The organism is Lacihabitans sp. CS3-21, from assembly GCF_024343675.1.
Classification (GTDB): domain Bacteria; phylum Bacteroidota; class Bacteroidia; order Cytophagales; family Spirosomataceae; genus Leadbetterella.
The window spans coordinates 106,915-120,657 of record NZ_RJUD01000005.1 but is presented as its reverse complement, the minus strand read 5'-3'; the positions used below and the strand labels follow the sequence as shown (position 1 = coordinate 120,657).

11 protein-coding genes are annotated in these 13,743 nt (G+C 36.1%); 5 read left to right on the top strand and 6 right to left on the bottom strand.

The annotated features are described in order from the left end of the window. Positions 1-129: 129 nt before the first annotated feature. On the bottom strand, positions 130-546 hold the full coding sequence (locus EGI24_RS05185; RefSeq protein ID WP_255047293.1) for a hypothetical protein: 417 nt from the start codon (positions 544-546) through the stop codon (positions 130-132). Positions 547-780: 234 nt separating this feature from the next. On the opposite strand from EGI24_RS05185, the gene dnaG reads away from it, so the two are divergent. Then, positions 781-2,706 carry a DNA primase gene (gene dnaG / locus EGI24_RS05180; RefSeq protein ID WP_255047292.1) on the top strand — a complete coding sequence of 642 codons (1,926 nt, stop codon included), beginning with the start codon at positions 781-783 and terminating at the stop codon, positions 2,704-2,706. A gap of 94 nt (positions 2,707-2,800) precedes the next feature. Then, on the top strand, positions 2,801-3,865 hold the full coding sequence (locus EGI24_RS05175; RefSeq protein WP_255047291.1) for a TerC/Alx family metal homeostasis membrane protein: 1,065 nt from the start codon (positions 2,801-2,803) through the stop codon (positions 3,863-3,865). Between the two features lie 75 nt (positions 3,866-3,940). On the opposite strand, the gene EGI24_RS05170 is transcribed toward EGI24_RS05175, so the two are convergent. Next, on the bottom strand, positions 3,941-4,378 hold the full coding sequence (locus tag EGI24_RS05170; protein WP_255047290.1) for a CBS domain-containing protein: 438 nt from the start codon (positions 4,376-4,378) through the stop codon (positions 3,941-3,943). A 182-nt stretch (positions 4,379-4,560) separates the two neighbouring features. Between EGI24_RS05170 and EGI24_RS05165 the strand changes: the two genes are divergently transcribed. Both EGI24_RS05165 and EGI24_RS05160 read left to right on the top strand, forming a co-directional pair. Beyond that, the gene (locus tag EGI24_RS05165; protein WP_255047289.1) at positions 4,561-5,892 is read left to right on the top strand and encodes a vanadium-dependent haloperoxidase; all 1,332 of its coding nucleotides are present in this window, start codon (positions 4,561-4,563) and stop codon (positions 5,890-5,892) included. Positions 5,893-5,936: 44 nt separating this feature from the next. Further along, entirely contained in the window at positions 5,937-7,247 is a 1,311-nt protein-coding gene (locus EGI24_RS05160) for a vanadium-dependent haloperoxidase (protein ID WP_255047288.1), read from the top strand. A gap of 51 nt (positions 7,248-7,298) precedes the next feature. Here EGI24_RS05160 and EGI24_RS05155 read toward each other — a convergent pair whose 3' ends face one another. Continuing rightward, complete coding sequence (locus EGI24_RS05155; protein WP_255047287.1) at positions 7,299-8,006, bottom strand: hemerythrin; 708 nt, start codon at positions 8,004-8,006, stop codon at positions 7,299-7,301. A 226-nt stretch (positions 8,007-8,232) separates the two neighbouring features. Here EGI24_RS05155 and EGI24_RS05150 point away from each other — a divergent pair, with 226 nt between their 5' ends. Then, on the top strand, positions 8,233-9,129 hold the full coding sequence (locus EGI24_RS05150) for a hydroxypyruvate isomerase family protein (protein ID WP_255047286.1): 897 nt from the start codon (positions 8,233-8,235) through the stop codon (positions 9,127-9,129). A gap of 38 nt (positions 9,130-9,167) precedes the next feature. Here EGI24_RS05150 and EGI24_RS05145 read toward each other — a convergent pair whose 3' ends face one another. The 3 genes from EGI24_RS05145 to tsaD form a co-directional block, all read right to left on the bottom strand. Beyond that, the gene (locus EGI24_RS05145; protein WP_255047285.1) at positions 9,168-10,160 is read right to left on the bottom strand and encodes an FAD:protein FMN transferase; all 993 of its coding nucleotides are present in this window, start codon (positions 10,158-10,160) and stop codon (positions 9,168-9,170) included. A 110-nt stretch (positions 10,161-10,270) separates the two neighbouring features. Continuing rightward, on the bottom strand, positions 10,271-12,469 hold the full coding sequence (locus tag EGI24_RS05140; RefSeq protein ID WP_255047284.1) for a transglycosylase domain-containing protein: 2,199 nt from the start codon (positions 12,467-12,469) through the stop codon (positions 10,271-10,273). A 249-nt stretch (positions 12,470-12,718) separates the two neighbouring features. Beyond that, a complete protein-coding gene (gene tsaD / locus EGI24_RS05135) occupies positions 12,719-13,729 on the bottom strand; it encodes a tRNA (adenosine(37)-N6)-threonylcarbamoyltransferase complex transferase subunit TsaD (RefSeq protein WP_255047283.1) in 1,011 nt (336 codons plus the stop codon). Between the last annotated feature and the right edge of the window lie 14 nt (positions 13,730-13,743).

The following is a 13,743-nucleotide window of genomic DNA, read 5'->3' as shown; positions in this document are numbered from 1 at the left end:
AAAGAAGTGCAAAGATAGTTAATTTTAAAAAAACTACACTGACAGCATTTGAATATGTAGATAAGTAAGCGTATTGTGGAAAAGTTTTTTAACACAATACAAGACCAAAATCATGCAATTAATTATAAATCAAATCCTTGAATTAAAATGCGATTGATCCGAAGCAAAATACAATGTAAATATTGAAGCTAATATTACTAGATTTTTGATAATGTACTGCCCAACCAAACTTGGAGTAAAAAACTGACTCCACGCTGCATCTGGAAGAAAGATAGTTGGCAAAAAAGTGGTAATTAAATGAAAGATCGTAAACCAAAAAGCCATTCTGGCTAATTTTGGCCAAAGCCACATAAGCCCAACCAAACATTCAAAAATACCAAATAGAACAATAAATTTATCGGCCTCAACAAATGGCAAAGTCGCATGAGCCAAGTCCGTTACCAAGCCAGTGGCAGGAGAAAGACCAATGACTTTTAATAAACCAAACCAAAAATATACGACAAAAAGAGCTACTCTATTCGCAACCAAAACCATTTTGAAATTCATAAGATTGAAATATTTAGTATAATAAAGAATTTAAGGATCTATTTGATTACAATTAATTTTAACCAAAAGGGCTATTTTTTTTGCAAAAGTTGACAAAAACCAAAATATAAAAAATGCCTTTGGTCAGTTTATGGTTTAAATTGGGTTTCACTTGTTCAGTCTTTTCTTACCAAATAATATGTTTAATCTAGGTTTAAAGTTTTTTGGAAAGAAAAATAAAGATAATTTTACAGTATGATACCTCAGGATACTGTTCAGCAAATCATCCAAGCCGCCGACATTGTGGAAGTAGTGGGCGAATTTGTAAGCCTCAAAAAAAGAGGGGCTAGCATGATTGCTTGTTGTCCATTTCACAACGAAAAAACCCCATCTTTTAACGTCTCACCTTCCAAAGGTATCTACAAGTGCTTTGGCTGTGGCAAAGGCGGAGATGCTCTGAGATTTGTAATGGACTTGGAGGGCCTCTCCTACCCTGATGCCTTACGTTGGTTGGCAAAAAAATACAATATTGAGGTAAAAGAGCGGGAATTTACTGACCAAGACCTCATCCATCAAAACGAAAAAGAGAGTCTTTTTATAGTGTTGGAGTATGCCCAAAACTATTTTGCCGAAACCATGGCCAAAACTGAGGAAGGCCAAAGTGTGGGGCAATCGTATTTTATAGAAAGGGGTTTTTCAAAGAATGCTATTGAAAAATTCAATCTGGGATACGCTTTAGATTCTCGTAATGAATTTTTCAAAAAGGCAGAAAAAGCCGGTTTTAGTAGTGATATTCTTGAAAAAGCGGGATTAATAAGTATAAAAGAAGGCGATGTCAAAATAGACAGGTTTCGCGGTCGAGTAATATTTCCAATACACAACGTAGCTGGTAAACCAATTGCTTTTGGAGCTAGAATTCTCAAAACTGATCCGAAAGCACCTAAATATATTAACTCACCTGAAACTGAAATTTACCATAAAAGCCAGATTGTTTACGGCATTTATCAAGCTAAAAATGCTATAAGACAAGCGGACAATTGCTATTTGGTGGAAGGTTATACGGATGTAGTTTCGCTTCACCAAGCAGGAATAGAAAACGTGGTGGCTTCGTCGGGAACTTCGCTAACACCTGAGCAAGTGCGGCTAATCAGAAGATTTAGCGAAAATATTACGGTGCTATATGATGGTGATGCGGCTGGTATAAAAGCATCATTACGAGGTATCGACATCATTTTGGAAGAAGATATGAACGTAAAGTCTGTGGTATTTCCTGATGGAGACGACCCCGACAGTTATATCAGAAAAGTGGGTGGTGCGGCGTTTTCAGAATATGTAAAAAACCACCAAAAAAACTTTATCAACTTCAAAACAGAACTCTCTTTGGCAGATGTGGGCAACGACCCAATCAAAAAAGCTGAATTGATTGCGGATTTGGTTACTTCGATTACCAAAATTCCGAATCCAATAAAAAGATCTGTGTTTTATCAGGAAGTAGCCAAAATGTTACAGATTGATGAAAATATCTTGATAAATGAGGGAAACAAGTACATAAAAACCAAAATTGGGGAAAACAAAAGACTTGAAAAAAGCGATGGAGGCATAATAAGCCCAGCTCCACCAGTTAGAAATCAAGAATTGGAGATTATTGATTCTCTGAAAAAGTTTAATGTCCAGGAAGAATCTTTGGTAAAAGACTTGGTGCTTTATGGGCATTTTGTGATTGAAAAAGATGAGGAAACTGGACAAAATCACACGCTGGCCGACTATCTTTTTCACGAAACCAATGATTTAAAAATAGAGACGCCGATTTTTCATGAAATATACCAACTTTACAAAACTGAATACCTGAATGGAAGCAACCCTACCACCCAAATGTTCTCTTCGAATCCCAATCCACAGATTCAAGACATAGCAGTGAGTTGGATGAGTCCCAAACATGAGCTGAGTGATAAATGGAATACATTCGAAATATTTATTCCGAAGTATGAAGAGATGTTAAATGAGTTTTCTTACAAAATGGTTTTAAGAATAAGAAAAGAGAAAATACAAAAAGAAATAGAAAGCTTAATTAATGAAATAGACGAATCCTCTGAAGAGGATTTGGAAATAATAATGAACACCATTGGCAAAAAAAGAGGCATAATAAAACTAATTGCAGAAGAGCTAGGTTCTGTTGTATAGAAGGGGTTAACAGTATTTATCCTCCACAATAAGCCATTTTTACGTTTTTTTTGTGCAAATTGCGAATTAATTCAGTTTTTACTAATTTTTAAATATGTCTAACGAAATTATATTTTTCAGTGCATTTGCCTTGTTCGTCATTTTTGTGATGCTCCTCGACCTTGGAGCATTTAATCCAAAAAAAGCGGGCATCGTAAAATTCAAAGAAGCAGCATTTTGGAGTGCCATTTGGGTGGGACTATCAGTGGGTTTTTACTTTTTCCTCCGCAACTACGGCTATTTTATTCACGATATCAGCGATGCGAGTCACTTAGAGACTGTTCAGCAGCTTTACTACAAAACCCTCAAATTGGGTTCTGACCATACTGAAAATCTTAAGATTTTCCAAAACAATATGGCTTTAGAATACATTACCGGATATTTAGTAGAATACTCATTATCAGTGGATAATATCTTTGTTTTCATACTTATTTTCAACTCTTTTGGAGTAAGAAAGAAAAACTACAAAGATGTATTGGTTTGGGGTATTTTAGGTTCCATAGTACTTAGATTCGTGTTTATATTTCTTGGAGCGGCATTAATTCAACAGTTCGAATGGATTCTTTATATTTTTGGAGCGTTTTTAGTTTACACAGGAATTAAAATTTTGTTCTCAAAAGATGAGGAAGAAAACATAGACACCAAAAATCACCCTGCAGTAAAAGTAACTTCTAGGTTTTTTAATGTTTATGAAAAATTCGTTTCAGACAGATTCTTCTTCAGACATAAGTATAAAGCTAACAAACTGTTTATTACTCCTTTATTCGTGGTAATCGTGGTAATTGCATTCACTGATGTCATTTTTGCTGTGGACTCAATTCCAGCCATTTTTAGTATCACCAAGGATCCCTACATCGTGTTTTTCTCCAATGTATTCGCTATAATGGGTTTACGTTCGATGTTCTTTTTCTTGGTAAATATCATAGATATGTTTGCCTATTTGAAGTATGGTTTGGGCGTACTCTTAACTTTCATTGGTTTAAAAATGCTAGCCCACAGTTGGTTAGAAGGCATGGGCTTCACGAACTTACATTCTTTGATTGTGATAGTTATGATTTTGGGTATAAGTATTGGAGCATCTCTACTTTTTCCTCCAAAAGAGATTACAACTGAAAAATAAGAACGCCTAATATTCATAAAAAAGCACTTGAAAATAAATCAAGTGCTTTTTTTTATTGCAATTATTTTTCGAATGTTAACCATTAACAATATAACTCTCTAGGTATTTGATGTGTTCTTTCTGTTCATCAAGAATGGCTCCCACGATATCTCCAACACTCAAAACTCCACTTACTTGGCCATCGTCAACCACTGGCAGGTGCCTAAATTTCCTTGCATTCATAATCTCCATACAGTCTTTTGAAGTCATTTTGGATTCCACCGTATAAACGTTAGGCGTCATAACCTCGGAAATGGTAGTAGTTTTGGCACTTCTTCCTTGAACGATGCCCTTCCTAGCATAATCTCTTTCAGAAAAAATCCCTACGAGTTTATCATTTTCCATAACCAACAAGGCTCCTATATTATGGGTACTCATTACCTCCAAAGCTTCAAAAACAGTAGCTGACGGCAAAATCGAAAGTATAGACTTGATTTTTTTGTTGTTTAAAATAGTTTTTACTGAAGTAGGCATGATGTTTAGGTTTTTTAGATTTCTAAGGTAAAATTTAATAATGAAAAAATCAACAATAATGTTGAAAAAATAATATAATACAAATTACTTATTCGCATTTATCCCGACTAACAATAAATTTAAAAACAAAAAAGACACATTTGGCAAGATTTTTGAAGAAAACAGTATTAAAAACTTATTGAATGGACACAAAAATTATCATAAGTTTACTGTTTGCATTTTCCTTATTTATTTCTTGCAAAAAAGGTGCTGATAAAGTAGACCCAGTAATTTCTAACCCCTCGCCGGCGGCTTCCACCTTTGATGGAGAGTTGGCTTCGGATTGGTTAAAAATCCATTTGGATTTAATAAAATCAACTCCTGGATTTACTCCTCCTGTTGCAGCTAGATCACTGGGATATAGCTCATTGGCACTTTATGAAAGCGTGGTTGCAGGCATGCCGGGACACAATTCGCTTAAAGGTCAAATCAATGGCTTGGCCATGTTGCCGCTTATAGACACCACAAAAATCTATAACTGGGGATTGGTAGCAAGTGTTGCCCAATATACTTTGCTTACGCAACTGTTCATCACCACAAGCGATAAAAACAAACTTAAATTAGACTCCGTAAGAGTCGTTTACGAAAACAAACATAAGACAGGTTCAACCGACGAAGTTATTGATAGGTCAGTAAGATATGGTGCTTTGTTGGCTACATCAATTTTTGAGTTCTCCAAATCAGACGGTGGATCAAGCGGACATTTAACTAATTTTCCTAAAAACTATGTTGTCCCAAATGGGATTGGATATTGGAAACCTACGGGCACTCAATTGATTCCCCTTTTGCCCGAATGGGGAAATAACCGTCCGCTGGTAAAGGCAAATGAAGTGGATAAACTTAAAAGTCCAATTCCTTTTTCTTTTGAAAAAAATACATCATTTTTTTCAGAAGCCAAAAAGGTTTATGATACTTCAAAAAACCTAACTTCCGATCAAAAAGCCATTTCAAACTTCTTTGCAGATGGCACAGGCACTGTTACAGCACCTGGACATCATTTCAATGTAGTTAGAATAATTTTCCAAAAGAAAAAATCTAAGCTCGACGAGGTCGCTTTGGCTTATGTAAAAGTGGGCTTGGCTCTGAATGATGCCTTTATAAGCTGTTGGAAAGGCAAATACAATTATTATTTAATGAGACCCAGCACTTACATCAACCAAACCATTGATAAAAACTGGAATCCATTATTAAGTAATCCTCCATTTCCAGAATATGCATCTGGACACAGCACCGCCGCAGGTGCAATCGTAACGCTTCTCGAAAGCATTTTAGGTGTCAACTATGCTTTTGAAGACAACACTTATGAAAGCCTATGGCCAAATAGAAAATATGAAACTTTTACTAAATATGGAGAAGAAACTTCAAAATCAAGCCTTTATGGTGGAAATCAATATGAATTTTCTTGCACCAACGGTTACGACAACGGTAAAATAATAGCTCAGAATATTTTGAATTTAAAGTTTAAAAAACAGTAGATTTCTTTTTGTAATTTTACTACTTAGCAAATCTTTAGGAGGTTTTGAAAAAAAATATCATTAAAATATTGAGCCTTTTAGTGCTTTTGGTCAACTTCCAAAACGGATTTTGTCAAAATAAAGTACCGCAACTTAGCCACGAAGTTGCGACAAAATGGTTTGAACTTCAATTGCAGTTAATTCCTAAAACTCCCGGATTTACTCCTCCTGTTGTTTCAAGAGCCCTGGGTTATTCAGGATTGACACTCTATGAGTCTCTGGTACATGGCATGCCCAATTACAAATCTCTGGCAGGCGAACTTCAAGAATTAGACAAATTGCCATTGCCTTTAAAAGGTCAAAACTATGATTGGGAAATTGTGGCGAATAACGCTCAATATATAATCACTAGAGAACTTTATGCTACCAATCACAAGGAAAACACGTCCAAAATAATTGAGCTTAGAGATGCTATTAATATTAAACTCCAAAAAGGCGTAAATGAAAAAACATTCAAGTTATCTGTAAAATTTGGCGAAGAAATTGCCGAAGCCATTTATAAATACTCCAAAACCGATGGCGGCCACCATGCCGAAAAAAATAATTTCCCAAAAGACTTTAAAGGTTCTCCAGGATCATGTATGTGGACTCCAATAGGAAATCAAATAGCTTTACAACCTTACTGGGGAAACAATCGAACTTTTATCAAAGGCAATGCAGATTTTGATTTGCCTATACCTCCAAAATGTGAAATTGGCAACTCATCTTTAATGTTTTCGCAAGCTCTTGAGGTTTATAGTGTAGGTAAAAACATTACTGAAGAACAAAAAGAAATTGCTTTTTTCTGGGCGGACGATGCCGGAAAGACCTTTACACCGCCAGGTCATGGCATTTCAATCGCTTTACAATTGATAAAAAAGGAAAACTTTGATTTAGAAAAAACCGCTGAAACGCTTTGTAGAATAGGAATAGCCGTTAACGACGCTTTTGTTTCTTGCTGGAAGTGTAAATTCAAATACAATATCCTGCGTCCCACAAGTTTTATTCAAACTACAATAGACCCAAATTGGAAATCACTGCTGGATAATCCACCGTTTCCAGAATACACTTCAGGTCATGGTACGGTTTCAGGAGCCATTGCGGCAGTGTTGTCAGACATGTTTGGTTACAACTATCACTTCACCGACTATTCTCACGAAGCTCGAGGTTTAAAACCACGCTCATTTGATTCTTTCTTTGAATTTGCCCAAGAAGCCGCACTATCTAGACTTTATGGAGGCATTCACTACCGGATGTCTAATGAGGAAGGCTTAAAAAATGGCAAACGAATTGGTAAAAGTGCATGTGAACTGAAATTAAAGATGAAGGATTCTTGAAATTCAAAAACCCTTCTTTCTAACTAATCAAAAACTATTCTTAAGAAATATTTAAACTTGTCTCAACTTTGACTCTATTTCACGGGCCATTGGTACCAAAACGTGGTCTTCAATGATGGCGTGTTTACGAAGTTCCATTTCAAACAACTCCACTTGATTCAAAAATACACGATAAGGCAGCGGAGTTTCTTCATTGGCAGAATAACTATGAATAATAGAAGATACAGACTTTAGGTCATCTTCTATGGGGTCATGATTTTCGTCAAAAGAGGCTATAGAACAATTACTTAACAAAAGTTCAACTTCTTGGGCTGACATATCTCCTTTTGAAGCAGAAATCAAACTCTTAATATAGGGGAAGAAAGTTTTCTCTTCCATTCTAATATGTTCAATCAATCGATTTTTATAATTGTTAAAAAAAGATGTCAGACTTGTCAATATTGAATGCGTATGACCATATTTATTAAAAATATGCATCATTGTTTGCTCAATTTCGGGCAATTTCTTAGACAAATAAAACTTATGAGATGCCTGTAAATAAGATAAAACTTGTTCTATCGAAAATTTATTGAGGTTCTGATATTGAAAATCCTCTTCGTTATTGTGATACAATTCTAAGATAAGCTCCATCAATTCAGATTCCATATTGAACCTTGCATAAATATCCTGAGCAGCGGGATCCACAACCTCTAGCCTCTCAGTTACTAGCTGATACATTTTGTTGGTTTCAACAAGGTTTTCAAGTGTTTTAGCGTCCATATCAATTATTATTTTAGTATTCCTTCACAAAGGTTCTATTTCAAAAATAAATTAAAAATGACATAAATCATAGATAAATTATTTATTTAATTTGTAGAAAGACACAAAGAAGCTTATTTTTAGAAAAAAAACAGAATGCCTGTCAGAATGAACATCTAGATAAATTTCGAAAATCGAATTTTATCTATAATTCGAAATGTAAGCAACCTATTCAATCAATCTTAAAATGAAAAATAAAACCTCAAGAAGGAAAATGTTGATGTCGCTTGGAACAGCGTCTGCAATATCGTTTACCGGAATTTCAGCAGTAAATGCTGCAAGTTCAGCCAGAAATTTACCGCTTAAAAGCAACATCAAGCATTCAGTTTGCAGATGGTGCTATGGTTCCATTCCGTTTGAAGAGCTTTGCCAAGGAGTAAAGGACATTGGTATGGCTTCCATTGAACTTACTGGTCCGAAAGAATGGCCAATTCTGAAGCAATATGGATTGACATGTGCCATAGGTTGGGGCGAATGGCCTAAAGGCATGGGATTGAATAACTTTTTTAACAACCCGAAAAATCACGAAGAACTGATAAAACTGTATGAAGAACTCATCCCTCAAGCAGCGGCTAATGGCATAAAAAATCTAATCTGTTTTTCAGGGAACAGAAATGGCATGACCGATTTGACAGGGATGATGAATTGTGCCAAAATCATCAGAAAACTGATTCCAGTTTGTGAGAAAAACGGCGTGATATTGTCCATGGAGCTTTTAAGTTCAAAAGACAGCCACCCAGATTACATGTGCGATACGATAGAATGGGGAGCTGCACTGTGTGAAATGGTCAATTCTGAAAGTTTTAAGATGTTATATGACATATTCCACATGCAAAGTATGCATGGAGATCATATTCGTAATGTAAGAAGATATGGTAAATACATCAGTCACTATCACACAGGTGGCATGCCTGGCAGAAAAGAGATTGACAATACCCAAGAAATCTATTATCCCGCAGTAATAAAAGCCATCATTGATTCAGGATATAAAGGATACCTTGGTCAGGAGTTTGTGCCTACGCCAAAAGATAAAGACGGAATGCTGGCTTCATTAAAAAGATGCGTCGAGATTTGTGATATTTAATGTTTTGAAAGAGTTTCAGTCATTTACTGAAACTCTTTTTAATTATTTTCTATAATTACGCTTTTCATTCCTTCTGTTACGAATGTGTTTATTTCGTTATCTTGTTCGAATAAAGCGAAAAAATCAATTTTCTCCTTTTTAGCAATACGCTTTGCTTTTTCTAAACCCATGACTAAAAACGCTGTTGCAAATGCGTCTGCTTCTGCACAAGTATTGGCTAAAACTGTCATGCTTAACACATTGTGAGCAACTGGTTTGCCCAGATGAGGATCTATAGCATGAGCGTATTTTTGCCCATTTTGAATAAAGAATTTACGATAACTCCCTGATGTAGCCAAAGATTTATTACCAAGCGAAACTATTGCCTGGAGATTATTTTCATTTTTTGGATTTTCTATTCCTACTTTCCAAGTTTCTAATTTCGCATTTATCCCGCTTGCTCTCACTTCGCCTCCAACTTCTACTAAAAAATTCAAAACACCATTATTTATCAAAAACTGTGAGATTATATCTACCGTATAACCTTGTGCTATGGCGTTGAAATCTAGCTGACATTCAGGGTATTTTTTTATTACTTTTCCTTTATTTAATCTTATGTTTTTATAGTTGACAAGTCGCTTTAAACTGTCCAAAGACTCCATATTGGGAACACGCCTAGTTTTTTCTTTGCCAAATCCCCAAGCTTTTACAAGTGGACCAACAGTGACATCAAAATAACCTTTGGTTTTTTTTGATACTACTTCAGTGGCTCGAAATACCTTCTCAAAATGTTCGTCGACCACTCCATAAGGATGATTATCATTTATTTTAGATATTAAAGAAGTATTGTTCCATAAGGACATACTCTGGTCAACCAAGGAAAATAAGCTATCTACAGATTTAGAGAAATCTATTCCTTTTTTGTCTTCATACACAATTCTGTATGTACTTCCTTGGGCTTGGCCTTGGAGGGTTTTGTATGATCCTCTTTGAATTTGAAGTGATCCCAAATATAAAAAAATGAAAGCAACTTTTGTTACAAATATGGACATAGTATTTCTAAAAACAATTATGCAAAAATTTGACTTTCAATAATTTAACTAAGGAAAATGAGCAGCAAATTCAGAGAATATATGCACAGACATTTAAAACTTTTCCCTCATTAAAGCAACTCATCATCATCGGCGGGTTTTAAGGCTGGCTGCGTACTTAAGTCACCTTGTGGCACTGGAAACCCTTCATTTGGACTGAGTACACAATCTCCTGCTATCCGAATACCTTCTGGTACCAAAAATTTGGTTTTCTTGTACTCTAAATCTTTATCAGCATATACCTTTTGCATGAATAATCCCCAAGCTGGCATGGCTATGCGTGCTCCTTGTCCTAGTTCAATACTTTGAAAGTGGATGGCTCTGTCCTCGCCCCCAACCCACACTCCACCGATCAGATCTTGGGTCATACCCATAAACCAACCATCAGAGAAGTTAGAAGTTGTACCAGTTTTTGCCGCCACTTCGTTGCCGTCTAGCACGCCAAACCGGCCCAATCCTACAGCAGTTCCTCCGCCAGCAGTAGCTCCACGCATCAAATGTATCATTTTATAGGCTGTTTCTTTACTCAATACCTCTTTTTGATCAGGAAGATATTCTTTTACTACTTGTCCATTTTTATCTTCAATCCTTACCAAAACCATGGGTTCAGTGTATTTACCTTGATTAGCAAATACGGCATAACCAGCCAAAAGTTCGAACAAAGAAACCTCGCCTACCCCTAAACAAAGTGAAGGTGAATTGGGCAATTCGCTTTTTATTCCCAATTGATGGGCATATTCTATAACTTTGGAGGGTTTAAATTCTTTGATTAATCTGGCACTTACTGAATTTATGGATTGCCCCAAAGCTTGTCTCAAAGTAAGCGAAGCATAAGAATATTTTCCATCGGAGTTTTTTGGCGTATATGACCTAGAAAGCCCATCTTCAGACCCAAAAGTGATGGGTTCATCGACCACTTTTTCACAGGTTGAGAAGCCGTTATCGATAGCAGTAACGTACACAAATGGTTTGAAAGTAGAGCCAGGTTGTCTACGACTTTGATAAACGTTATCAAATTTAAAATGCTTAAAATTTATTCCGCCTACCCAAGCTTTGATATTACCGTTACGAGGATCCATGGCCAATAGGCCTATGTTAAGAAATCGCTTATAATGTTTTATAGAGTCAATGTGAGACATTACCGTATCTCGCTCGCCATTCCAAGTAAAGATTCTCATGGGTACTTTCTCTCTCATTCGTGCCAAAATCGCCTTATCATCATTGCCATAAGTTTCCTTTAACATTCTATAAACATCCGTTCTTTTTGCATTATTCTCAATAAAGTTTGGAATTTCTACATATTGAGAAGAATTCTCACTTTTCCGCTGCACCCAAGGATTTTTGTATTTATAGACATTATTAAACTTTGTCTGTTGATCCTTCATGTGGGTTTTCATAGCCTCCTCTGCGTAATTTTGCATACGCGAGTCTATGGTGGTGTAAATCTTAAAGCCTTTGGTATACAAATCTGATTCTTCGTAACCCAGTTTCTTGAGATCCTTTTTCACAATGTCTTTCAAATATTCTCTAAAGTATTGAGCAACCCCATAATTATGACTTTCTGGAGCATAATTGAGGATTATAGGCATTTCAGTCATGGATTCGCCCTCTTCAGGTGTAAGTTTATTAAACTTAACCATTTGAGATATTACTACATCTCTTCTTGATTTCGAATTTTTAGGAAAAAACTTAGGGTTATATTTCGATGGATTTTGAATCATGCCCACCAAAAGTGCTGACTCTTCTGGTTCCAAATCCTTGGGGAGTTTTTTAAAATAGGTTTTAGAAGCTGACTTTAAACCGTAAGCATTGCTACTAAATTCTATGGTGTTGAGATACATGGTCATTATCTCACTCTTGGTATATATGCGTTCGAGTTTTATGGCTGTCACCCATTCTTTGGCTTTAATAGTTAAAGTTCTCAAAACTGGTATATTATAAAGAAATCCTTCATAGGATTCATCCTGCCTAAGTTTAAAAAGATTTTTGGCGAGCTGTTGAGAAATCGTACTACCACCACCCTTTTTATTGAAAGTAATTAAGCCTCCAAAAACTCTCAACATACTTCTTGCATCAATACCAGAATGCTTGGTAAATCTCACGTCTTCAGTAGCAATAAGTGCATTGATAAAACTTTCAGGAATTTCCTCAAAAGTCATATTGCTACGATTTTCATATAAAAAAAACTTCCCTAAAATCTTATTGTCGGAAGAGATAATCTCTGAAGCCACGTCGCTTTTCGGGTTGTCCAAGTCGTCAACCGATGGCATTTTACCAAAAAGCCAGAATAGGTTAAAATTAAGAGCAATTATAAAAAAAAGGAATCCCGCCAGTCCCAAATAAAAAAATCTATAGAATAATTTTAAGAGAAAACTGAATTTGCCGGGGGCCAAATTTTTGAGAATTGGAAGATTCATATTTTAAAGGCAAGATTGATTTTAGAACCCAAAATTAATATTTTAAATGATTGAACGCACCAGTTAACAATTAATTACCAAAAAATTACAGAAAATGAAAAGTCAAATCTGAAACCTTGGCATAGGACTCACTTGCTGATGCGAAAATTCCTTCTCTATATATTTAAAATGTGCCGCCATTGCTATCATACCTGCATTGTCAGTACAATACTGAAAATCAGGAATATACAAAGACCACCTTTGCTTTTCTGCTTCTATTTGAAGAGCCTTTCTTAGACCTTTATTGGCAGAAACACCTCCGGCTATTGCTAATTCTTTTATTTTCAATTCTTTGGCGGCTTTTCTGATTTTGCGTACCAAAGTAGTGATTAATGTCTGTTGATAGGAGGCACAAATGTCATTCAATCTTTCAGTTACAAATTCTTGCCCGTGTTTCTGAATAAAATACAGCAAGGAAGTTTTCACTCCACTGAAAGAAAAACTATACCCAGGCATCTCAGAAATAGGAAATTCAAATGCTGCTGGATTACCCAAAGTGGCGTGCTGGTCAATTTTGGGTCCCCCGGGATATCCCAAACCCAACATCTTCGCTGCTTTGTCAAAGGCTTCTCCAACAGCGTCATCAGCAGTTTCGCCCAATACTTCCATATCCAAAGGGCTCTTTACCAGCACTATCTGCGTATGTCCTCCACTAACTGTCAAGCATAGAAATGGAAAATTAGGCTTAGGTTCATCTATGAAATGTGCCAATACATGAGCTTGCATGTGGTTGATTTCAATCAGTGGAATGTCTAATCCTAAAGCGAATGCCTTGGCGAAAGAAGTCCCAACCAGTAGTGAACCTAAAAGACCAGGTCCACGGGTAAAGGCAATGGCCGAAAGCTCGTTTTTTTGAATTTTAGCCTCCACAATTGCGGCATTTACTACCCTAACAATGTCTTGTTGATGAGCCCTCGAAGCCAATTCGGGCACTACTCCACCATGTTGCTCATGAATGATTTGGGAAGCCACAATGTTAGACAACATTTTGCCGTTGTAAATAACCGCAGCCGAAGTTTCATCACAAGAGGACTCTATGGCCAAAATGACTATATTTTGAGTATTTAGAGGCATTTAGTTTTTATTAT